The organism is Alicyclobacillus cycloheptanicus (genome assembly GCF_028751525.1).
Taxonomy (GTDB): Bacteria; Bacillota; Bacilli; order Alicyclobacillales; family Alicyclobacillaceae; genus Alicyclobacillus_L; species Alicyclobacillus_L cycloheptanicus.
Map to the genome: position 1 here is coordinate 1,643,882 of NZ_CP067097.1, position 22,215 is coordinate 1,666,096.

The 22,215-nt window shown below is 59.0% G+C and carries 16 protein-coding genes and 3 rRNA genes; 18 read left to right on the forward strand and 1 reads right to left on the reverse strand.

Annotated features, from left to right (window positions below; translation table 11 throughout):
• Window positions 1-19 precede the first annotated feature (19 nt).
• The 3 genes from JI721_RS07560 (at window position 20) to rrf (ending at window position 4,995) form a co-directional block, all read left to right on the forward strand.
• Window positions 20-1,553, forward strand: a 16S ribosomal RNA gene (locus JI721_RS07560).
• A 254-nt stretch (window positions 1,554-1,807) separates the two neighbouring features.
• Window positions 1,808-4,759 (forward strand): 23S ribosomal RNA (locus JI721_RS07565).
• Window positions 4,760-4,878: 119 nt separating this feature from the next.
• Window positions 4,879-4,995 (forward strand): 5S ribosomal RNA (gene rrf / locus JI721_RS07570).
• Together the 16S, 23S and 5S rRNA genes form the textbook arrangement of a ribosomal RNA operon.
• A 124-nt stretch (window positions 4,996-5,119) precedes the next feature.
• Here rrf and JI721_RS07575 read toward each other — a convergent pair.
• On the reverse strand, window positions 5,120-5,689 hold the full coding sequence (locus tag JI721_RS07575; protein ID WP_274457415.1) for a TetR/AcrR family transcriptional regulator: 570 nt from the start codon (window positions 5,687-5,689) through the stop codon (window positions 5,120-5,122).
• 364 nt (window positions 5,690-6,053) lie between these two features.
• Here JI721_RS07575 and JI721_RS07580 point away from each other — a divergent pair, with 364 nt between their 5' ends.
• The 15 genes from JI721_RS07580 to JI721_RS07650 all read left to right on the forward strand — a co-directional run bounded on the left by JI721_RS07580 (window position 6,054) and on the right by JI721_RS07650 (window position 22,135).
• On the forward strand, window positions 6,054-6,530 hold the full coding sequence (locus JI721_RS07580) for a CtsR family transcriptional regulator (RefSeq protein WP_274457416.1): 477 nt from the start codon (window positions 6,054-6,056) through the stop codon (window positions 6,528-6,530).
• 91 nt (window positions 6,531-6,621) lie between these two features.
• A complete protein-coding gene (locus tag JI721_RS07585; RefSeq protein WP_274457732.1) occupies window positions 6,622-7,134 on the forward strand; it encodes a UvrB/UvrC motif-containing protein in 513 nt (170 codons plus the stop codon).
• A gap of 12 nt (window positions 7,135-7,146) precedes the next feature.
• Window positions 7,147-8,223, forward strand: a complete 1,077-nt coding sequence (locus JI721_RS07590) for a protein arginine kinase (protein ID WP_274457417.1) — start codon at window positions 7,147-7,149, stop codon at window positions 8,221-8,223.
• A complete protein-coding gene (locus JI721_RS07595; RefSeq protein ID WP_274457418.1) occupies window positions 8,224-10,659 on the forward strand; it encodes an ATP-dependent Clp protease ATP-binding subunit in 2,436 nt (811 codons plus the stop codon).
• A 118-nt stretch (window positions 10,660-10,777) separates the two neighbouring features.
• A complete protein-coding gene (gene radA / locus JI721_RS07600) occupies window positions 10,778-12,136 on the forward strand; it encodes a DNA repair protein RadA (RefSeq protein ID WP_274457419.1) in 1,359 nt (452 codons plus the stop codon).
• A 10-nt stretch (window positions 12,137-12,146) separates the two neighbouring features.
• A complete protein-coding gene (gene disA, locus JI721_RS07605; RefSeq protein ID WP_274457420.1) occupies window positions 12,147-13,226 on the forward strand; it encodes a DNA integrity scanning diadenylate cyclase DisA in 1,080 nt (359 codons plus the stop codon).
• Between the two features lie 94 nt (window positions 13,227-13,320).
• Window positions 13,321-14,055: a CDP-diacylglycerol--serine O-phosphatidyltransferase gene (gene pssA / locus JI721_RS07610; RefSeq protein WP_274457421.1), complete on the forward strand. Its 735-nt coding sequence runs from the start codon at window positions 13,321-13,323 to the stop codon at window positions 14,053-14,055.
• 285 nt (window positions 14,056-14,340) lie between these two features.
• Window positions 14,341-15,435 (forward strand): PIN/TRAM domain-containing protein, encoded by a 1,095-nt coding sequence (locus tag JI721_RS07615; protein ID WP_274457422.1) that lies wholly within the window; start codon window positions 14,341-14,343, stop codon window positions 15,433-15,435.
• 141 nt (window positions 15,436-15,576) lie between these two features.
• Window positions 15,577-16,398: an IspD/TarI family cytidylyltransferase gene (locus tag JI721_RS07620; protein WP_274457423.1), complete on the forward strand. Its 822-nt coding sequence runs from the start codon at window positions 15,577-15,579 to the stop codon at window positions 16,396-16,398.
• Between the two features lie 46 nt (window positions 16,399-16,444).
• Entirely contained in the window at window positions 16,445-16,933 is a 489-nt protein-coding gene (gene ispF / locus JI721_RS07625; protein WP_274457424.1) for a 2-C-methyl-D-erythritol 2,4-cyclodiphosphate synthase, read from the forward strand.
• Complete coding sequence (gltX, locus tag JI721_RS07630) at window positions 16,930-18,384, forward strand: glutamate--tRNA ligase (RefSeq protein ID WP_274457425.1); 1,455 nt, start codon at window positions 16,930-16,932, stop codon at window positions 18,382-18,384. The genes ispF and gltX overlap by 4 nt, the downstream gene beginning before the upstream one ends.
• Before the next feature lie 396 nt (window positions 18,385-18,780).
• Window positions 18,781-20,253: a cysteine--tRNA ligase gene (gene cysS / locus JI721_RS07635; protein ID WP_274457426.1), complete on the forward strand. Its 1,473-nt coding sequence runs from the start codon at window positions 18,781-18,783 to the stop codon at window positions 20,251-20,253.
• Window positions 20,250-20,684: a Mini-ribonuclease 3 gene (locus JI721_RS07640; protein WP_274457427.1), complete on the forward strand. Its 435-nt coding sequence runs from the start codon at window positions 20,250-20,252 to the stop codon at window positions 20,682-20,684. The genes cysS and JI721_RS07640 overlap by 4 nt, the downstream gene beginning before the upstream one ends.
• A gap of 142 nt (window positions 20,685-20,826) precedes the next feature.
• Complete coding sequence (gene rlmB, locus JI721_RS07645) at window positions 20,827-21,606, forward strand: 23S rRNA (guanosine(2251)-2'-O)-methyltransferase RlmB (protein WP_274457734.1); 780 nt, start codon at window positions 20,827-20,829, stop codon at window positions 21,604-21,606.
• The gene (locus JI721_RS07650) at window positions 21,581-22,135 is read left to right on the forward strand and encodes an NYN domain-containing protein (RefSeq protein ID WP_274457428.1); all 555 of its coding nucleotides are present in this window, start codon (window positions 21,581-21,583) and stop codon (window positions 22,133-22,135) included. The genes rlmB and JI721_RS07650 overlap by 26 nt, the downstream gene beginning before the upstream one ends.
• Window positions 22,136-22,215: the final 80 nt, after the last annotated feature.

Below are 22,215 nucleotides of genomic sequence, written 5' to 3' on the forward strand. Positions count from 1 at the left end.
TCGAATGAGCAAGACAAACCTTTTTGAGAGTTTGATCCTGGCTCAGGACGAACGCTGGCGGCGTGCCTAATACATGCAAGTCGAGCGGACCCTTCGGGGTCAGCGGCGGACGGGTGAGTAACACGTGGGTAATCTGCCCAACTGACCGGAATAACGCCTGGAAACGGGTGCTAATGCCGGATAGGCAGCGAGCAGGCATCTGCTCGCTGGGAAAGGTGCAAATGCACCGCAGATGGAGGAGCCCGCGGCGCATTAGCTGGTTGGTGGGGTAACGGCTCACCAAGGCGACGATGCGTAGCCGACCTGAGAGGGTGGACGGCCACACTGGGACTGAGACACGGCCCAGACTCCTACGGGAGGCAGCAGTAGGGAATCTTCCGCAATGGGCGCAAGCCTGACGGAGCAACGCCGCGTGAGCGAAGAAGGCCTTCGGGTTGTAAAGCTCAGTCACTCGGGAAGAGCGGCAAGGGGAGTGGAAAGCCCCTTGAGAGACGGTACCGAGAGAGGAAGCCCCGGCTAACTACGTGCCAGCAGCCGCGGTAATACGTAGGGGGCAAGCGTTGTCCGGAATCACTGGGCGTAAAGCGTGCGTAGGCGGTTGCGTGTGTCCGGGGTGAAAGTCCAGGGCTCAACCCTGGGAATGCCTTGGAAACTGCGTAACTTGAGTGCTGGAGAGGCAAGGGGAATTCCGCGTGTAGCGGTGGAATGCGTAGATATGCGGAGGAATACCAGTGGCGAAGGCGCCTTGCTGGACAGTGACTGACGCTGAGGCACGAAAGCGTGGGGAGCAAACAGGATTAGATACCCTGGTAGTCCACGCCGTAAACGATGAGTGCTAGGTGTTGGGGGGTACCACCCTCAGTGCCGAAGGAAACCCAATAAGCACTCCGCCTGGGGAGTACGGTCGCAAGACTGAAACTCAAAGGAATTGACGGGGGCCCGCACAAGCAGTGGAGCATGTGGTTTAATTCGAAGCAACGCGAAGAACCTTACCAGGGCTTGACATCCCCCTGACAGCCGCAGAGATGCGGTTTCCCTTCGGGGCAGGGGAGACAGGTGGTGCATGGTTGTCGTCAGCTCGTGTCGTGAGATGTTGGGTTAAGTCCCGCAACGAGCGCAACCCTTGAACTGTGTTACCAGCACGTGAAGGTGGGGACTCACAGTTGACTGCCGGCGTAAGTCGGAGGAAGGCGGGGATGACGTCAAATCATCATGCCCTTTATGTCCTGGGCTACACACGTGCTACAATGGGCGGTACAACGGGAAGCGAGACCGCGAGGTGGAGCAAACCCCTGAAAGCCGTTCGTAGTTCGGATTGCAGGCTGCAACTCGCCTGCATGAAGCCGGAATTGCTAGTAATCGCGGATCAGCATGCCGCGGTGAATCCGTTCCCGGGCCTTGTACACACCGCCCGTCACACCACGAGAGTCGGCAACACCCGAAGTCGGTGGGGTAACCCGTCAGGGGGCCAGCCGCCGAAGGTGGGGTTGATGATTGGGGTGAAGTCGTAACAAGGTAGCCGTATCGGAAGGTGCGGCTGGATCACCTCCTTTCTACGGAGTAAGAGGCACTGTCGCGGTGCGTGTTTAGTTTTGAGGGAGCCAACCCTGCGCAAGCAGGCAGGTGAACTCAAAGTGGCTTTGGATGTGCGAAAGCAGATCAAGAGCCGGAATGTACCTTGGAAACTGGATAACGACTCCTATGAAGAAGTCAAACCGACACGAACACAGTGGGTAACTGTGAGCATGCGGAATTTGAGACGCGAGGAATGCGAAAGCAGTCCGAAGCGGATCGAAGGACGCAAACAGGTGAAGGTAGGAAGGGCGCACGGAGGATGCCTAGGCGCCAGGAGCCGACGAAGGACGGGGCGAACACCGAAATGCCACGGGGAGCTGTAAGCGAGCATGGATCCGTGGATGTCCGAATGGGGGAACCCACTGACCGTCATGGGTCAGTACCGCTTACTGAATACATAGGTAAGTGGAGGCAACCGGGAGAACTGAAACATCTCAGTACCCCGAGGAAGAGAAAACAAACGTGATTCCGCAAGTAGTGGCGAGCGAACGCGGAAGAGCCCAAACCAGTGCTGTGTAAAAGGTTGCAGCCGTTGCAGGACTGGGGTAGCGGGACTTGTGCGGAGGGCACTGCAAGGCCGTCGCGAAGTGAGAAACTGAGTCTGTAGTCGAACGGCATGGGAAGGCCGGCCAGAGACGGTGAGAGCCCGGTAGGCGAAACAGAATCAGCTTCGTGGCACAAGGACCCAAGTACCGCGGGACACGAGAAACCCCGTGGGAATCCGGGAGGACCACCTCCTAAGGCTAAATACTCCCTGGCGACCGATAGCGGATAGTACCGTGAGGGAAAGGTGAAAAGAACCGCGGGAGCGGAGTGAAAGAGAACCTGAAACCGTGTGCTTACAATCAGTCGGAGCATGCGTGACATGTGACGGCGTGCCTTTTGTAGAATGAACCGGCGAGTGATGATGACGAGCGAGGTTAAGGCGGGAAAGCCGGAGCCGCAGCGAAAGCGAGTCTGAAGAGGGCGGATAGTTCGTTGTCATCGACCCGAAACCGGGTGATCTACCCCTGGTCAGGGTGAAGTGCGGGTAACACCGCATGGAGGCCCGAACCCACCGGCGTTGAAAAGCCGGGGGATGAACTGGGGGTAGGGGAGAAATTCCAATCGAACCCGGAGATAGCTGGTTCTCCCCGAAATCGCTTTAGGGCGAGCGTCAAGGGAAGAGGGACGGAGGTAGAGCACTGATTGAGTGCGGGGCCCGACCAGGGTTACCAAGTTCAGTCAAACTCCGAATGCCGTTTTATCAACCTTGGCAGTCAGACTACGAGTGCTAAGATCCGTGGTCAAAAGGGAAACAGCCCAGACCAACAGCTAAGGTCCCGAAGTGCCAGTTAAGTGGGAAACGATGTGGCGGTGCACAGACAACCAGGATGTTGGCTTAGAAGCAGCCACCATTGAAAGAGTGCGTAATAGCTCACTGGTCGAGTGCTGCCGCGCGGAAAATGTAACGGGGCTAAACTGGACACCGAAGCTATGGATGCAGGAATGCATGGTAGGGGAGCGTTCCATGGGCGGAGAAGCTGAGCTGGGAGGCTTGGTGGAGCGCATGGAAGTGAGAATGCCGGTATGAGTAGCGAAAAGACAAGTGAGAATCTTGTCCGCCGAAAGCCCAAGGGTTCCTGGGGAAGGATCGTCCGCCCAGGGTAAGTCGGGACCTAAGGCGAGGCCGAGAGGCGTAGTCGAAGGACAACGGGTGGAAATTCCCGTACCACCGAATAGCGCATGAGCGAAGGGGTGACGCAGGAGGAGCAGGGAAGCGCCCGGCTGGAAGAGGGCGTCCAAGCAGCGAGGGTGGCGTGCAGGCAAATCCGCACGCTGGGAAGCCTGAGCTGTGAAGGGGAGGGAAGAACAGTACCGAAGTCCTGAGCTTCACACTGCCAAGAAAAGCCTCTAGCGAGTTATGAGGTGCCCGTACCGGAAACCGACACAGGTGGGCGCGTGGAGAACACGGAGGCGCGCGGGAGAACTCTCGTTAAGGAACTCGGCAAAATGGCCCCGTAACTTCGGGAGAAGGGGCGCTCGAGAGAGCCGCAGTGAAAAGGCCCAAGCGACTGTTTAGCAAAAACACAGGTCTCTGCGAAGCCGAAAGGCGAAGTATAGGGGCTGACGCCTGCCCGGTGCTGGAAGGTTAAGAGGAGGGGTTAGGGGAAACCCGAAGCTCTGAATTGAAGCCCCAGTAAACGGCGGCCGTAACTATAACGGTCCTAAGGTAGCGAAATTCCTTGTCAGGTAAGTTCTGACCCGCACGAATGGCGTAACGACTTGGGCGCTGTCTCAACGAGAGACCCGGTGAAATTGTAATACCTGTGAAGATGCAGGTTACCCGCGGCTAGACGGAAAGACCCCGTGGAGCTTGACTGTAGCTTGATATGGGAGATGGGTATGTCATGTACAGGATAGGTGGGAGACAGAGAAGCATGGGCGCCAGCCTGTGTGGAGTCGACGTTGGGATACCACCCTTGAGATGCCTGTCTTCTAACCTGGCCCCTTGAAGCAGGGGCGGGGACAGTGTCAGGTGGGCAGTTTGACTGGGGCGGTCGCCTCCTAAAAGGTAACGGAGGCGCCCAAAGGTTCCCTCAGCGCGGATGGAAATCGCGCGGTGCGTGTAAAGGCAAAAGGGAGCTTGACTGCGAGACGGACAGGTCGAGCAGGGACGAAAGTCGGGCTTAGTGACCCGGTGGTTCCGAGTGGAAGGGCCATCGCTCAACGGATAAAAGCTACCCCGGGGATAACAGGCTGATCTCCCCCAAGAGTCCACATCGACGGGGAGGTTTGGCACCTCGATGTCGGCTCATCGCATCCTGGGGCTGAAGTCGGTCCCAAGGGTTGGGCTGTTCGCCCATTAAAGCGGTACGCGAGCTGGGTTCAGAACGTCGTGAGACAGTTCGGTCCCTATCTGCCGCGGGCGCAGGATACGTGAGAGGAATTGTCCTTAGTACGAGAGGACCGGGATGAACCGACCGCTGGTGTCCCAGTTGTGCCGCCAGGCGCAGCGCTGGGTAGCCAAGTCGGGGATGGATAAGCGCTGAAAGCATCTAAGCGCGAAGCCAGCCTCAAGATAACGTATCCCATCCGGTCAACGGAGTAAGACCCCTCAAAGAAGATGAGGTAGATCGGTCCGGAGTGGAAGCGTAGTGATACGTGGAGCGGACGGATACGAATCGGTCGAGGGCTTCACCAGCGTGGTGTTGGGGAAGACGGAAGCATAGGGGAAAGTCGTTATCTGGTTTGCAAGGTACAGCACCTTGCATTTAGAGCTTGGACAGATGCAGCAATACGAAGCAGATGGACAAGCGAAAGTCTGGTGGCAATGGCGGAGGGGAAACACGCGTACCCATCCCGAACACGACCGTTAAGACCTCCAGCGCCGATGATACTTGGGGTGAAGACCCCTGGGAAAGTAGGACGCCGCCAGGCGAGAGAAGACAGGGCCCAGCACTTTGCTGGGCCCTGTTGCGTATGAGGCGGGAATGTACGGTGTATATTTGATCATGACGGGTTTGGGCGGTTCACTTCAAGTGAATTATGTTGAAGGGCTGAGTTACGCTAAAAGACCTTCCAAGAAGAGCTGCGAAAACATGGCCGAGATATCTTTCGCATCGTATTTTCCGCCAGCACGAAACCACCGATACACCCAGTTGCATGCGCCGAGGATGGCGAGTGCCGTGATTCTCGGGTGGACGACATTGAACTCTCCGCTTTCTTTGCCTTCGATGAGAATCTGCGTCCACAAGTCGACGTACCGATCGGACAAATCCTGAATCATCTGATGCTGGTTTTCCCCCAGGGAGAAGGCTTCTCGCAGCAGGACTGTCGTGGTCTCGATGTTTGCCGCCGATACCGTGATGTGATTCTCGATTGCTTGAATCAATTTATCTTTGGCAGGCAGGTCTGACGCCAAGATGGTCTCAAGCCTCTGGTTAAAGTCCGTGATTGCTTGATGGGCGATTTGCAGCAACAAGTCCTCTTTTGAGTGAATGTAATGATACAGGCTGCCCTTCTGCAACCCCACTTCGTCCGCGATATCCTGCACGGACGTTGCGTGATAGCCCTTCTTCTCGAACAATTTCACGGCTGCTAATGCAATTTCCACTTGTCGGTTTGAAGCCACCTGTGTCCACCCTTCCGACACTCGTACACGTCATATTCGCAAGTAGTGTAACGTGATTTGTGCGGCCGGTCAATCAGACGGACAAATTCGATGCATGACGAGCCGCCGGGTGCATAGGAGCAGAATGAATCCGGCACACTGACGAATGTTGCGTCGCAAAAGCAACGAGTTGCAAAGTGGCGCAGAAGGGGTATAATAAAGTCAAGGATAGTCAAAGTCAAAGTCAATGAAAATCAAAACCGATTCGGGCTTGACGCTGGTCAGGCCAGAGGATGGTCAGGCTTTGACGATGGTTGGCGGACATTGGATGCCATGTACTTCCGAGCGAATCTTCATCCAGATGAAATATCGGAGGGGGAGTTCGTTGGGCAACAATATTTCAGACATCATCGAGCGGTATTTGAAGCAAATCATACAGAAAAGCCAGGCGGGTGTAATAGAGTTACAGAGAAGCGACCTGGCGGAGCTGTTTCAATGTGTTCCATCGCAAATCAACTACGTCATCAGCACCCGGTTTTCGATTGAGCAAGGGTATGTGGTGGAATCGAAGCGGGGCGGCGGCGGGTATATCCGGATTCGACAGCTGCGTTTCAACGATCACCAACCGCTGGCGCAGATCGTACAATCAATCGGTGTTTCGCTTTCGCAGCGGGAAGCGGAGGGGATGATTGAGCGTCTGGAGCGCGAAGAAATCGTTTCGAGGCGGGAAGCCAACCTGCTGAGAGCCGCAGTCCATCGTGATACGCTGCGCGTGGAGCTTCCGTCCCGGGATGAATTGAGGGCGCGGCTGCTGGCGCAGATGTTGACCGCCCTGTTTGCTGCAAAAGCGGACGAAGGGTAAAACCCATCCAGCCATTCACGTTCCATGCGGCTGCGTGCGTGTCGCGAGGCGGCTTCATGGGATGCGCGATCCCGATTGGGGGTGTCTCAAAATGATGTGTGAAGAGTGCCATGCACGTCCTGCAACGGTTCACTTTACGAAAATTGTTGGGGGCGAGAAAAGCGAGTACCACCTCTGTGAGCAGTGCGCAAGAGACAAGGGTGACGTATTCGCAAAGGCCGCCCAGGCGTTTGACTTTAATCACCTGTTGAGCGGGCTGCTCAACATGGAATCGTCGCCGGGCATCGCCGCGCCGCCGCCGGCAAACCTGCGGTGCGATGTCTGCGGGTTGACCTATCATCAGTTCACGCAGATGGGCAGGTTTGGCTGTCCACACTGTTATGAAAGTTTTGCATCGCGCCTGGAACCCTTGCTGCGCAGGATTCAGAGCAACGGACAGCATCGCGGCAAAGTCCCGTTGCGGGCAGGTGAGCAGGTCAAGAAGCGCAAAGTGCTTGACCGACTTCGAATCGAACTCCAGCAGGCGATTGCAGCAGAACGGTTCGAACGGGCAGCCGAACTGCGCGACCAAATCCGGTCGCTGGAGCAGGAGTTCGAACAGTAGGAGGAATGCGCGGTGTCACTGAGCGATTTCTTACAACGGGCAATGAGCAAGTGGATGCGAGACGGCGGCCCGAACGACGACATTGCACTGACCAGCCGCATTCGCATTGCTCGGAACATCACGGACGTGCCGTTCCCGATGCTGCAGACGGATTCGCATGCGGATGCGGTGATCGATCGCGTCCGGCGGGCGCTGGCCAGCCCGGATGTGCGCCGCTTTGGCAACTTCGAACTGGTCCGGTGCTCCGAACTGTCTGCCCTGGACCGGCAGGTGCTGGTCGAGAAGCATTTAATCAGCAAAGATCTCGCCGATGAAGTGAAGCATGGGGCCGTCGCACTGCGGGACGACGAAGTCGTGAATTTAATGATCAATGAAGAGGACCACATTCGGATCCAATGCATCATGCCGGGGCTGCGGCTGGAGGAAGCGTGGCAGTTGGCCAACGAGCTGGATGATGCCCTGGAGAAGCACATTCCCTATGCCTTTCACGACCGGTACGGGTACCTGACCGCGTGTCCGACCAACGTCGGGACGGGCATTCGGGCGTCGGTGATGATGCATCTGCCGGGCTTGGTCCTGTCGGGTCAAATCAACCGGATGTTGTCCGCTGTGTCGCAGGTCGGCCTCACCGTTCGCGGGATGTACGGCGAAGGCAGCGAGTCGGCAGGGAATCTGTTCCAGGTTTCCAACCAGGTCACGTTGGGCGAAACTGAGGAAGAGATCATCGGGAACTTGAGCAGCATCGTGAACCAGTTGATGGATCACGAGCGTGCTGCCCGACGGATGCTGCTTCAGGAAAACCGGGAGGGCCTGGAGGACCGCGTCTGTCGTTCCTTCGGCATTCTCGCCTACGCGCGTAAGATGGATTCCAAAGAGACGCTGCAGCGCCTGTCGGACGTCCGGCTCGGCATCGACCTGGGCATTATCAAGGGCGTATCCGCCGGGATCCTCAAAGAATTGATGGTCATGACGCAACCGGCATTTTTGCAAAAATACTATAATCAAGAGTTATCACCCGCCACGCGCGATTCACGGCGCGCAACCCTGATTCGCGAGCGGCTGAGACTCGACGATACGGAGGTGCAGTAAATGTATACAAGGTTTACGGAACGTGCACAAAAGGTACTTGCATTGGCGCAAGAGGAAGCCGCTCGATTGCACCACCCTGGCGTTGGCACGGAGCACATCCTGCTCGGCCTTGTGCGGGAAGGAGACGGCATCGCCGCCAAGGCTCTGATGAGCCTGGGGGTCAGCGCGGAAAAAGTACAGAGTGAAGTGGAACGCATCATCGGACCTGGACAGGGTCAGGTGAGCGCGATGACGTATACACCCCGGGCAAAGAAGGTCATCGAGCTGTCGATTGACGAAGCCAGGAAGTTAAACCACAGCTACGTCGGCACAGAGCACATCCTGCTCGGCCTGATTCGTGAAGGAGAAGGCGTGGCCGCCCGCGTGCTCGGCAACCTCGGCATCAGTCTGAACAAAGCGCGGCAGCAGGTGCTGCAGCTGCTCGGCGGGGATATGAGCGATCTCGGCCCGGATAAGGACGCCGCCGCCGGCACGCCGACCCTGGACGGCCTGGCGCGCGACCTGACGCAGATGGCGCGGGATGGCAAGCTTGACCCCGTAATTGGCCGCAGCAACGAGATTGAACGGGTCATCCAGGTGCTGTCCCGCCGCACCAAGAACAACCCCGTGCTGATTGGCGAACCGGGCGTCGGTAAGACCGCCATCGCGGAAGGGCTGGCGCAGCGCATCGTCAGCGGCGACATCCCGGAAACGCTGCGAAACAAACGCGTGATGGTGCTGGACATGGGCACCGTGGTGGCAGGGACGAAGTACCGCGGTGAATTCGAAGACCGCCTCAAGAAAATCATGGAAGAGATTCGTCAGGCCGGCAATGTGATTCTGTTCATCGACGAGCTGCACACCTTGATTGGCGCAGGCGGGGCGGAAGGCGCGATCGACGCGTCCAACATCCTCAAACCGGCGCTGGCGCGCGGTGAACTGCAGTGCATTGGCGCGACGACGCTCGATGAATACCGCAAACACATCGAGAAGGACGCGGCACTGGAACGGCGGTTCCAGCCGATCACGGTCGACCAGCCCACCCCGGAAGAGGCGGTGCAAATCCTGCATGGCTTACGTGACCGGTACGAGGCGCACCACCGTGTGAAAATCACCGACGAAGCGCTGGAGGCCGCGGTGCGGTTGTCTGACCGCTACATCACGGACCGCTTCCTGCCGGACAAAGCGATTGACCTGATTGACGAAGCCGCGTCTCGCGTCCGGCTGCAGACGCACACGGCTCCGCCGAACCTGAAAGAGCTGGAGCAGAAACTGGAGAAGGTTCGCGGCGAAAAGGATTCTGCGGTGCAGAGCCAGGAGTTTGAAAAGGCCGCGGCCCTGCGTGACCAGGAGCAGAAATTGAAACAGGAGCTGGAAGCGCGCAAGGCGGAGTGGCAAAAGACGCAGGCCAACGACGACATCCGCGTCACAGCGGAGGACATCGCGCACATCGTCGCGGCCTGGACCGGGATCCCGGTGAAACAGCTTGCCCAGGAAGAGTCCGAACGCCTGATGAACTTGGAGAACATCCTGCATGACCGCGTGATTGGGCAGGGCGAAGCCGTCGAGGCGGTCGCGCGGGCGATTCGGCGGGCGCGCGCTGGGTTGAAGGACCCGAAACGCCCGATTGGCTCCTTCATCTTCCTCGGCCCGACTGGCGTGGGGAAGACGGAGCTGGCGCGTGCCTTGGCGGAAGCGATGTTTGGAGATGAGGATGCGATGATTCGCATCGACATGTCCGAGTTCATGGAGCGTCATTCGACCGCGCGGCTGGTCGGCGCCCCGCCCGGCTACGTCGGGTTCGAGGAAGGCGGCCAGCTGACCGAAAAGGTCCGCCGCAAGCCGTATTCGGTCGTCTTGCTCGATGAAGTGGAAAAGGCGCACCCGGAAGTGTTCAACATCCTGCTGCAGGTGTTGGACGACGGACGCCTGACGGACGGGAAAGGCAGAACGGTCGATTTTCGGAACACCGTGATCATCATGACTTCGAACGTTGGCGCGGAGAGCATCCGCAAAGGCGGGTCGCTTGGGTTCAAGCCGGACACGGCCAGCCAGTACGAGGACATGAAGGGCAAGGTGATGGACGACCTGAAGCGGTCGTTCCGGCCGGAGTTCCTGAACCGCGTGGATGAAATCATCGTGTTCCACCCGCTCGACGAAGCGCAAATCGGCAGCATTGTGGACTTGATGGTCAGAGACTTGCAGAAGCGCCTGGTGGAGCACGACATCGAGTTCACGCTCACCGATGCTGCGAAGGCATTCCTGGCCAAGGAGGGGTTTGACCCGCAGTATGGGGCGCGGCCGTTGAAGCGGGCGATTCAGCGCCACATTGAAGACAAACTGTCAGAGGCACTGCTGACGGGGACGATTCAGCGGGGCGACCGGGTCGTGATTGATGCTGGGGACGGAGAACTGGTCGTTCAACCGGCCGCGGCTGGAAACCCGGTTCGAAGCTGAGCGGCTGGGTGTTTTTGCTCACTCCCTGCCGGATTCAGAAGCTGTCTGTGCTCATGGATGCGCAGGCAGCTTTCTGGTCTGTTATGATGGGGAAACAGAACACGGCGGGTGGTGTCCTATGGCAAAGTCTCATACACAATTCGTGTGTCAATCCTGCGGCCATGTGTCCGTGAAGTGGGCCGGGCGCTGTGCGGGCTGCGGGGAATGGAATACGTACGTGGAGGAAGTTCGGGCGCCGGCGCAGGCTCGTTCCTTCGGTCGAACCGGGGTGCAAACAGGGCCGCAGCGCATTCCGGACATTCCGTCACAGCTGGAGGCTCGCGTGCCGACCGGGTTTCGGGAGTACGACCGGGTACTCGGCGGCGGCGTGGTCCCGGGTTCCCTGGTGTTGATTGGCGGCGACCCCGGTATCGGGAAATCTACGTTATTATTGCAGTTCTCGCATACGGTGGCCGGGCGCGGTCATACAGTTCTCTATATATCCGGTGAAGAGTCTGCCAATCAGTTGAAGCTGCGTGCCGAACGAATTGAGGCGACGCATGAAAACCTGTTTGTCCTGTCGGAGACGGACCTGGACCTTGCGGTTCGGGCCGTCGAACAGGTGAAACCGGACTTTCTGATTGTCGACTCGATTCAAACCGTCTATCGTCCGAGCCTGACGTCCGCCCCGGGGAGTGTCGCCCAGGTTCGAGAGTGCACGAGCGCGCTGCTCAGACTCGCCAAGGATCTCAATATCGCCACGTTCATCGTCGGTCACGTGACGAAAGACGGCAACCTGGCGGGGCCGCGTTTGCTTGAACACATGGTTGACGCCGTACTATACTTTGAGGGTGAACGGCACCATGCCTTCCGAGTGCTGCGGGCCGTAAAAAACCGATTTGGGTCAACCAACGAACTGGCCATCTTCGAAATGAAAAACGAGGGTCTTGAAGAGGTTGCCAACCCGTCCGAGATGTTTCTTTCGGAACGGGCCGAACGGACGCCGGGCTCTGCTGTGGTCGCCGCGCTGGAGGGGTCTCGACCGCTGCTGCTGGAGGTACAGGCGCTCGTTGCTTCTTCCAGTTTTGGTACACCCAAACGCATGAGCACGGGGGCCGATCACAACCGTGTCAGCCTTGTCATGGCTGTATTGGAGAAGCGGCTCGGCTTGCAGCTGCAAGCATCCGACGCTTACGTCAACTTGGCGGGCGGGATGCGGGTGGAGGAGCCAGCCATCGATTTGGGCGTGGCGCTCGCCGTCGCGTCGAGCTTTCGCGACCGGCCGCTTGCGGACGGAGATGTTTATATCGGAGAAGTCGGGCTGACCGGCGAGGTCCGTTCCGTGTCCCGGCTGGAACAGCGGATTCGGGAAGCGGAGAAACTGGGGTTCCGCCGCTGCCTTGTCCCCATGCACAGCCTGCGGGGATGGCGGTACAATGGAACGATACAAGTGATTGGCGTATCCACGGTTCAGGAAGCGCTGGATTTGGCTTTGTAGGGGTGTGCAGATGCCGGAAGATGCAAAACGGGAAGCAGCGATCAATAAAATCCTTCGCATGGTGGCACCGGGAACGGTCCTTCGCGAAGGCGTCGAGAACATCCTGCGGGCAAAGACCGGTGGACTGATTGTCGTTGGCGCGACCGACCAGGTGCTCGGCTTGATGGATGGCGGGTTTTCCATCCAGTGTGACTTGACACCGTCCCATATTTACGAGCTCGCGAAAATGGACGGTGCCATTATCGTCAGCGAAGACCTGAAAAAGGTGTTGTATGCGAACATCAATCTCAACCCGGACCACACGATTCCTGCTTCCGAAACCGGTACGCGGCACCGCACGGCAGAGCGCGTCGCGAAACAGACGGGGCAGCTGGTGGTGTGTATTTCACAGCGAAGAAATGTCATCACACTGTACCAGGGGTCGTTCAAGTACGTTCTCAAGGACATCGGGGTCATTTTGACCAAAGCCAATCAGGCGATTCAAACGCTGGAGAAGTACAAGGCGGTCCTCGACCAGGCCTTGACCAACCTCAGCGCGCTCGAATTTGAAGAATTGGTGACGTTGCAGGAAGTGACGCTGGTTCTGCAGCGGTTTGAAATGGTTTTGCGCATTAAGTCCGAAATTCGTCGATATATTACAGAATTGGGCAGTGAAGGCCGGCTCATCAGTATGCAGCTGGAGGAGCTCGTCTCGAGAGTCGATGAGGAAGCTTACCTGCTGGTGAAGGACTATGCCATCTTCGAACCCGACGAAACACCGCACCAACTGCTTTCAGCCATTCATGACCTGGGCAACGAGGAATTGATTGACGGGCAGGTGCTGGCGCGCATTCTCGGCTACCATGCGGCTGCGAACATCGAGGATGAGATTGTATCCTCCAGGGGATACCGCCTGCTCAACAAAATTGCTCGCTTGCCGCAGCCGGTCATTGAAAATATCGTCGAACACTTTGAAACACTGAACAACGTGCTGGCAGCGTCCATTGAACAATTGGATGCAGTGGAAGGCATCGGCGTCGTGCGTGCCAAGGCCATTCGAGACGGACTCAAACGGATACAGGAGCAGGTCTTCATCGATCGCCATATCTAAGGGCCATCATCCGCAAGAAATTTCGCGCAAGCATGACGGCAATGTCGTGGCTCGCGGTGGTGTCGAGCGGACCGTCGGAAGGGAGTGTTGTAGATTGATTCAGAAGGCCATTCCGAGTCTCCTGACGGTATGTAATCTGGCTTTGGGCGTCGTGGCACTGTTGTGGGTCTCAGCGGGGCGTGCCTCCGATGCAGCCCTGATGGTCGTCGTTGGCATGGTTTTGGATGGACTGGACGGAAGAGCCGCCCGGTTTTTTCACGCGGAGAGTCAATTTGGCAAGGAACTGGACTCGTTGTCGGATATCGTGACATTTGGCGTTGCCCCGACACTCATCATGTGGCATGTGGTGCTGCATACGCTGGGGTGGCCGGGCGTCTTGATTGCGGTGCTTTTCCCCGTTTGCGGCGCACTGCGGCTGGCGCGGTTCAACATCGCGAAAAAATCGACGAACTATTTCGTCGGATTGCCCATCACTGCCGCCGGCGGCATTCTGGCGACGCTCGCGCTGTACAGGGACCTGCTCAGTCCGGCCAACGTCATCCTGCCGGCGGGCATGGTGATTCTGGCGCTCTTGATGGTGAGTAGGACCCGGTACCCGAACTTTAAGAAAATCGCGTTTCCGCGTTCGGCGATTGTGGTCGTTCCGCTCTTGGCGATTGGCGTGTACATCATCTTTCGTTTTCAACACGCGGTGGTGAATCGACTCATTTTTGTGCCGCTCGCCCTGTACGGCGTCTATGGGATTGGCCGGATGGTCCGGCACCGGCGTCGCAGCCGGATTCGAAACCGCGAGGGCGAGATTGAGATTGTCAAGCCGGAAATCAAGTAAAGCCCATCCGGCGGTGTGCAGGCATGGCTGCGGGGAGAATGCAATGCGGGGAGAACGCAAATCGAGCGTTTTGGGAGTCCGACTCGGCGCGCAAGAGACGTACCATGCGCGCAGAATTCGGACTTCACGTTTTTGACGGCTTTTGGCGACGGTGTTACACTAGTGCCACACCCCAAGGTCGATAGGACTGTAACAGCGCCGGGCAAAAACTTTTTCAATCTCGCCTTTCCATGGTTTTGACGGGACTCTTTTTGCCCATACTGCACGGTAGGAGGTGACATCGATATGGTGAAGAGAATTGTTCATCTGTTTTTCGCGGTTATTGGGGTGGTGCTAGGTTACACGTTTGCCCCGGACTTATTCTCGCGCGTATTTCATCTGCATTCTCAACCGTTTGCATCAAAATGGTTTGGCGCGGCGCTGGGAGCGAGTATCTTCATCATCGCAACGACCTGGTTAGTCAACTATGTCGTGACGTTAATCCGCTGGCTGGAGGAGAAGCTGCAGAAAACGCCGTTGGCGGACGTGCTGGGCGGCACCATCGGCATGGTGATTGGATTGCTGGTGGCGTATCTGTTTTCAGCGACCATCCGGGGCATCCCCGTGGTGGGTCTGCCGGTGCAGTTTTTCGTCAGCATCCTGATGGCTTATTTGGGCCTGCGGATTGGATTTGCGAAGCGGGAAGACTTAGTGTCGTTGTTCGCCGGTCGAATGGAGAGGAAAGAGCGCGACAAGGACAAAAAGTCCGCGTCTGCGCAGCAGTTTCGGGCTGGTGAAGCGAAACTGCTGGATACGAGCGTGATTATTGACGGGCGCATCGCGGACCTGGTGCAGACCGGCTTTCTCGACGGCGTGCTGGTCATCCCCTCCTTTGTCCTGGAAGAGCTGCAGCACATTGCCGACTCCTCGGATGTGCTCAAGCGGAACCGGGGCCGGCGCGGGCTGGATGTCCTCAATCGCATTCAAAAGGAACTGAAGGTCAAGGTTCAGGTGATGGAGATTGACTTTGACGACATCCAGGAAGTCGACAGCAAACTGGTGCGTTTGGCGAAGCAGCAGAACGCCAAGGTTGTGACAAACGACTTCAACCTGAATAAGGTGTGTGAACTGCAGGGCGTGCACGTGCTGAACATCAACGACCTGGCAAACGCTTTGAAGCCTGTCGTGCTGCCGGGTGAAGAATTGAATGTACAGGTCATCAAAGACGGTAAGGAGTACAATCAGGGGGTTGCCTATCTCGACGACGGCACCATGATTGTCATCGAGGGCGGACGCGACTATATCGGCGGACGCGTGGATGTGCTTGTCACGAGTGTTTTGCAGACTTCCGCGGGACGGATGATTTTTGCAAAGCCGAAACTGCTGGAGAAAGCGCTCTGACGCAACTCATACAGGACGGTTTGTCTGCGATGAAGCCAGGGTCGGTGCATGCCGGCCCTTTTGCTTGTACTTTGCGCTCCGTGGTATGTTGGGAAGGCAACAGGCTGGCAATCTGGCAGTGTGGAAAGTTGGGGAGCACGGGTGGTCTATGGTATCCTTGTCGCGGCCGGTTCAGGTTCTCGCATCGGGTTTCGCAAGCAGTACGCGGTTCTGGCCGGCGTGGAGATGTGGGAGCGGTCCGCGCGGGCGCTATTGGCGGGCGGTGTGGACAGGCTTTGCATTGTTGTGCCGGAAGCGGACCGTGCCGAGATGATTGAAAAAGTGAAAACTGCTTCGCTCCACCACACGTGTCGCGTGGTGACGGGTGGAGATTCAAGAATTGCTTCCGTGGCGCAGGGCATGGAAGGCGTCCTCGCCTGGATTGCCGCAGAGGGGAGCGCAGCGGTCCGCGTTGGCGGGGGAGGGCGGACCGTCGTGCGATTTGGCGATGTGCATGTGCAGGAGGGCACGTTTCCTGGGGAGGCCGTCTGGGTCGCGGTGCATGACGCTGCCCGGCCGTTTGTGGCGGTGGCCGACGTGCAGGCCGTGATTGAAGTTGCCAAACGCGATGGGGCGGCCGTGTTGGGGAAGCCCTGTGTGGACACCATCAAGCGTGTCCAGAACCAGAAGATTGTCGAAACAGTTCCCAGAGAGATGCTGTGGAACGCGCAGACACCGCAGGTGTTTCGTCTCGACTGGCTGGTCCGCGGTCTTCGCGCGGCCGGTTTTGGTGAAGCATCTCGGTCAGACCGAGGACCCGTCGGCCGCACCTTTACCGATGATGCTTCCTTGTTGGAGGCCATTCATTTGCCGGTTACGATGGTGGCGGCGACCACCGTGAATTTGAAAGTGACCACGCAAGACGACCTGCCGTTTGCAACGTGGCTGGCGGAACGGCTGTGGGGACAGGAGGACCCGTCTTGACGAAGATACGGCGGGGGATTTGTGGATGGAAAGGGAGGGCGCGGGTATGCGGGTTGGCCTAGGGTTTGATGTGCACCGATTTGCCGCAGGCCGCAAGCTGGTCTTGGGGGGCGTGGCGATTGACAGCGACCTCGGGCTGGAGGGCCACTCCGACGCGGACGTCGTGCTGCACGCGCTGATGGATGCGCTGCTCGGGGCACTCGCGCTGGGCGACATCGGGATGCATTTCCCCAATTCCGACCCAGCGTACCGCGGGGCGGACAGTAAAGAACTGACGCGCCGCGTGGTGGCCATGGTTCAGGAAGCGGGCTATGAGGTCGGCAATGCGGACGTGATGGTACTGGCGGAAACGCCGAAAATTGCGCCGTATGTCGCGGACATGCGGGCTTCCATGGCGCAGCTGCTGGGGTGTGAGACGGGGCAAGTCAGCGTCAAGGCCACCACGATGGAGCGAATGGGGTTTGTCGGTCGAAAGGAAGGGGTGGCGGCGCAGGCAGTGGTGCTGCTGCAGCCGCGAAAGGAGGACGGAAAGTGACGGTTCGCGTACGCTATGCACCGAGCCCGACAGGGCATTTACATATTGGCGGCGTCCGGACGGCGCTGTTTAATTATCTGTTTGCGAAACACCACGGCGGACAATTTATTCTCCGTTCCGAGGATACGGACCTGGAGCGGAACGTCCCTGGTGCCGAGCAGGAAATCTTAGAGGGATTCCGCTGGCTGGGGTTTCGCTGGGAGGAAGGGCCGGATGTCGGCGGGCCGCACGCACCCTATCGATGCACCGACCGCCTGCCGATTTACCGGGATTATCTCAAGAAACTGGCCGATGCGGGCGCGGCGTACCCGTGCTACTGCACCGCGGAAGAACTGGACGCACAGCGGGCGGAAGCCTTGCGGCTCGGCCAGACGCCGCGGTACAGCGGGAAGTGCCGGGATCTGACGGCGGACGAGCGGGCAGCCTTGGAAGCAGAGGGCCGCACCGCGAACTGGCGGTTTCGCGTGCCAGAAGGCGTGACCCTGTCGTTGACAGACGCCGTGCGCGGCCCCGTTTCATTTGAATCCGACGACATTGGCGACTTTGTCATCATGAAGTCGAACGGGCTGCCAACTTACAACTTCCAGGTGGTCATCGACGACGCCCTGATGGAAATCACACACGTGATTCGCGGGGAAGAGCATCTGTCGAACACGCCCAGGCAGCTCCTGATTTATCGTGCGCTCGGCTTGGCGGAACCCGCGTTCGCGCACCTGCCGCAGGTGCTGGATGAAACGCGGAAGAAGCTGAGCAAGCGCGATCCAAATGTGCTGCCTGTCCACGCGTACCGGGAGGCTGGATACGTGCCGCAGGCCATCGTGAACTTTTTGGCTTTACTCGGCTGGTCGCCGGGGGGAGAAGAAGAGATTCTGAGCTTGGAAGAAATCATCGCCCGGTTTGACCTGGAACGCGTCAACAAGAGCGGCGCCGTGTTTGACGTTCACAAACTGCGCTGGATGGCCAACCAGTACCTGAAGCAGCTGCCGCTGCCGGCGTTGACAGAGATGGTTCGGGTCCAACTGCAGCGCCAGGGCATCGCGCTGCCGGACGGCCGGGACGATGGATGGCTGGAGACGGTGGTTGGCTTGTATCAAGAGCAAATGGCCTGTGCCGCCGACTTTCTGCCGCTGGCGCGCGGTTTTTTCGAACGCCAGGCTGCCCTGTCGGCGGAGGCGCTCGCCGTTTTGCGTGAGCCAGGCGCAGCAGACGTGGTTCGTGCATACCATACATTGGCGGAAGCGTCGGACGTGTGGACCGCGGAGGCCAGCCGTGATCGGTTTAACGAAATCAAAAAGACACTGGGCGTCAAAGGGAAGGCCCTGTTCATGCCGGTGCGCGCGGCGGTGACAGGAGAAGTGCACGGGCCGGATTTGCAGATGACCATCGCTTGTCTGCCCAAGGCGTGGGTACTGGAGCGGATGGAAGCCGCGCTGGCCCAGGCAGGCGTTTGACAAATCCGCAGGGCTCGAGGAAAATAGCGTTACGAGTTCGAGCGATCGGATCAGAACGGTTGCTGCGTTACGCAGGTTGTAAATTCAGGCCATGGACGGAAAGAGTAGGCGGGTTTCGAACGTCAGAGAGCAGGCGCCGGCGCGGCCGGGTGTGAGCGCCTGTCGTTGCGGCTCGTTGAAGTGCCTCCGTCAGCCTCGGAAGGAACGGCGCAAGCATCAGGGGTGCGGGATGGACAACCTGATGCCTGGGCTTAGTAAAATCCGACGGATAGCCTCGTTATCGGCTGATGAGGTGGGCGCCCTGCTGGTGCGCCAACCAGAGTGGAATCGCGGATCCATCAGCCGTCTCTGGAGAGGAGACGGCTGTTTGCATTGAGTACACAGGAGGTCGTTTGGATGACCGTGCAATTGTACAACACCATGAGTCGACAAAAAGAACCTCTCATCCCGATTGAGCCGGGAAAGGTTCGTTTTTACGCGTGCGGCCCAACGGTCTATGATTTGTTTCACTTGGGCAACGCCCGGATGTTTGTGGTGTTTGACACCGTGCGCCGCTACCTCGAATATCGCGGTTTTCAAGTCCGCTACGTGCAGAACTTTACGGATGTGGACGACAAAATCATCCAACGGGCCAACGAACTGGGGCTGGATGTCCGGGCGGTGGCGAATCGCAACATTGAGGAGTATTTCCGGGACGCAAAGGCGCTCGGGATTCGCCCTGCAACAGTGCACCCGCGCGTGACAGAGTGCATTCCGGAAATTATTCAGTACATTGACGACCTGGTCAAACAGGGCCACGCCTATGCTGCCAACGGCACAGTGTATTTTGACACGTCCAGCTTCGAAGACTATGGGAAGCTGTCGCACCAGTCGACGGAGGAAATGCAGGCAGGCTTTCGCATCGACGTCAGCGAGGAGAAACGGCATCCCGCAGACTTTGCGCTGTGGAAAGCCGCGAAGCCGGGCGAGGAGTACTGGGACAGTCCTTGGGGGCCGGGGCGGCCCGGGTGGCACATTGAGTGCTCCGTCATGAACCACCTGTACCTCGGGGACCACATTGACATCCACGGGGGCGGCCGTGATTTAATGTTTCCACATCATGAGAACGAGATCGCCCAGAGTGAGTCCCATGATGGGGAACCGTTCGCAAGGTACTGGATGCACAACGGGATGATTATGATCAACGGGGAAAAGATGTCCAAGTCGCTCGGCAACTTTGTGACCGCACGCGACTTGCTGCTGCAGCATTCGGCGCGGGCCATCCGCTTCTACCTGCTGTCTGCGCACTACCGGCGTCCCTTGAACTACACAGATGAAGCGATGCAGCAGGCAGAGCAGAGCCTCGACCGCATTGAACGCTGCCTGCTCAACCTCGACCATCGGCGTCAGAGTTTGGAGGCCGCAGGGGAGCTCTTGCACCCGGAATTCGTCAATCACGTTCCAGAAGCGGTTCTGGAGGCCATCGACCGGGTTCGGGCGCAATTTATTGAGGCGATGGACGATGACTTCAACACAGCGGACGCGCTGGCGGCCGTGTTTGAAGGTGTGCGCGAGGCGAACGCGTACCTGGCGGGAACGCCGGTGAGCCTGGAGGGCATTGCACAGTTCGAGGGGCTGCTGCTGGAGTTGACCGGTGTGCTTGGACTTCAGGATGCGCTGGACGAACCGCTGGTGGTGGACGGCGCGAACGACGGGGCGCCGGCATTCGGCGAATTGACAGAGGCAGACATTGAGGCGCGTCTCGCCGAACGGGCAGAAGCCCGGAAAAACCGCGACTTCAAGCGGTCGGATGAAATCCGCGATGAACTGGCTGCGGCGGGGGTCATCATTGAGGATACGCCCCAGGGCACAAGGTGGCGGCGCAAATGAGATTGTCCTGGACGGCCGCGGACCTGTCGCCGCTGGCGCTCGCATATGTGGGAGACGCCATCTGGGAGCTGTACGCCCGCAACCACGTCCTGGCTGGGGGCATCCGCAAGCCGAACGAGCTGCACAAGGCAGCGACGCGGTACGTCCGGGCCAGTGCCCAGGCGCGGTTGGCGGACCAGCTTGGCGCCATTCTGAGCGCGGAAGAGCTGACCATCCTCCGCAGGGGCAGAAATGCCAAGGCGGGCCACATGCGCAAAAGCACCGATGTGTTGACGTACCGGCACAGCACCGGGTTTGAAGCGCTGCTTGGCTATTTGTACGGGACAGGGCAACAGGAGCGCCTTGACGAAGTGTGTGAGACGGCGCTTCGGTGGATCGATGAATGGGAGGATGCAGGGGATGCAGAGAAGCGCAAGAAAGACGCGCCCTGAAGAGAAGCCGGGGCGGGACGAACGGCGGGCCGGCGGACGGCGGGGACGGGCTGGTGCACGGCGCGATCGCGATGAAGCACCCGCGAAACGGGGCGGTGAACGCGGGGGCACCCGGGACGGGGCAAAGCGCGGCCACGGCTTGATGGCGGCGCGAGGTGCCGACCGGGAGCGGCAGGAGGCTGTCGTGGACACGCCGCCGGCAGAGGAGTTTGTCGCCGGGCGCCGGCCGGTGCTGGAGGCGTTGCGAGCGGGGACGCCCATCAATAAAATCGTGATCGCGCAAGGAGCCGAAGGCGGCAGCCTCGCGGAGATTGTGGGCAAGGCGAAGGCGGCCGGCGTGCTGCTGCAGAACGCGCCCAAGGCACACTTGACGAGTGTGGCGGGGGAAAACCACCAGGGTGTGCTGGCGTACGTGGCGCCCCGCGCCTATGCGGATTTGGAAGATGTGATTGCGCGCAAGACCGGACAAGCTCCGCTCATCATTCTGCTGGACGGGGTGACGGACCCGCACAACCTCGGGGCGGTGGTGCGGACGGCCGAGGCAGCCGGGGCACAGGGCGTCGTGATTCCCAAACGGCGGTCGGTGCCGTTGACGGGGACGGTCGCCAAGGCGGCGGCGGGGGCGCTGGAGTACGTGCCGGTGGCCCGGGTGAGCAACCTCAACCAGGCGATGGACCGGCTCAAGAAGGCCGGGTACTGGATTGTTGGCCTGGCGGCGGAGGGGGATACGCCGTATACCGAAGTGGATTACCGCGGCTCGATTGCGCTGGTGGTTGGGTCGGAAGGCCAAGGGCTCAGCCGGCTGGTCGAGGAGCGGTGCGATTACCTCGTCCGGCTGCCGATGCACGGAGAGGTGCAAAGCCTGAATGCATCCGTGGCGGCAGGGGTCATGCTGTATGAAATCGTCCGGCAGCGGGGGTAAACACCGGCGGGCGGACCAGTGCGTGATTGTGGATGGATATAACGTGATCGGCCGGCAGTTGAAGGGTGCGCTGACCGACGCGAAAGACCTGGAGAGCGCGCGGGCTTGGCTGCTCGAGCAGGCTGCGGAGTACCGCGCGTTTACGGGGGATGACGTGATTGTTGTCTACGACGCGCATCGGCAGCGTGGGAAGGGCGCGGCAGTGACGGAAAAGGGTGTGCGGGTCATCTACACGCCGCGGCACGAAACAGCGGACGACCGCATCGAGCGCCTCGTCTACGACCTGCGTGACCAGTATCGGCAGCTGATTGTGGCAACGTCCGATCGCGCCGAACAACAGGTGGCCTTCGGCGGCGGCGCGCTGCGTATTTCCGCGGATGAATGGCTGCAGCGATTGGCGGCGGTCAAACAGCAAATCGGCCAGGCTGTGCAGCGGCGAAATGAGCAAACCGAGCTTGAAACGGGGCGGATTGCCGACGCGATTCGACAAGACGTTGAGAAGATTCTCGAAAAGTGGCGGCGGCAATGATTTCTAGTATTGATCCTGATAGATTACATAATGTATAATGGCGTCATCCTGACAGCGGTAATGGGGTGATGATAGAGTTG

Bases quoted from the DNA above. Each gene is read 5' to 3' on its own strand.
- JI721_RS07585 (WP_274457732.1), top strand. From the start codon at position 6,622: ATGATGTGTGAAGAGTGCCATGCACGTCCTGCAACGGTTCACTTTACG.
- JI721_RS07595 (WP_274457418.1), top strand. From the start codon at position 8,224: ATGTATACAAGGTTTACGGAACGTGCACAAAAGGTACTTGCATTGGCG.
- radA (WP_274457419.1), top strand. From the start codon at position 10,778: ATGGCAAAGTCTCATACACAATTCGTGTGTCAATCCTGCGGCCATGTG.
- disA (WP_274457420.1), top strand. From the start codon at position 12,147: ATGCCGGAAGATGCAAAACGGGAAGCAGCGATCAATAAAATCCTTCGC.
- JI721_RS07615 (WP_274457422.1), top strand. From the start codon at position 14,341: ATGGTGAAGAGAATTGTTCATCTGTTTTTCGCGGTTATTGGGGTGGTG.
- ispF (WP_274457424.1), top strand. From the start codon at position 16,445: ATGCGGGTTGGCCTAGGGTTTGATGTGCACCGATTTGCCGCAGGCCGC.
- cysS (WP_274457426.1), top strand. From the start codon at position 18,781: ATGACCGTGCAATTGTACAACACCATGAGTCGACAAAAAGAACCTCTC.
- JI721_RS07640 (WP_274457427.1), top strand. From the start codon at position 20,250: ATGAGATTGTCCTGGACGGCCGCGGACCTGTCGCCGCTGGCGCTCGCA.
- rlmB (WP_274457734.1), top strand. From the start codon at position 20,827: ATGGCGGCGCGAGGTGCCGACCGGGAGCGGCAGGAGGCTGTCGTGGAC.
- JI721_RS07650 (WP_274457428.1), top strand. From the start codon at position 21,581: ATGAAATCGTCCGGCAGCGGGGGTAAACACCGGCGGGCGGACCAGTGC.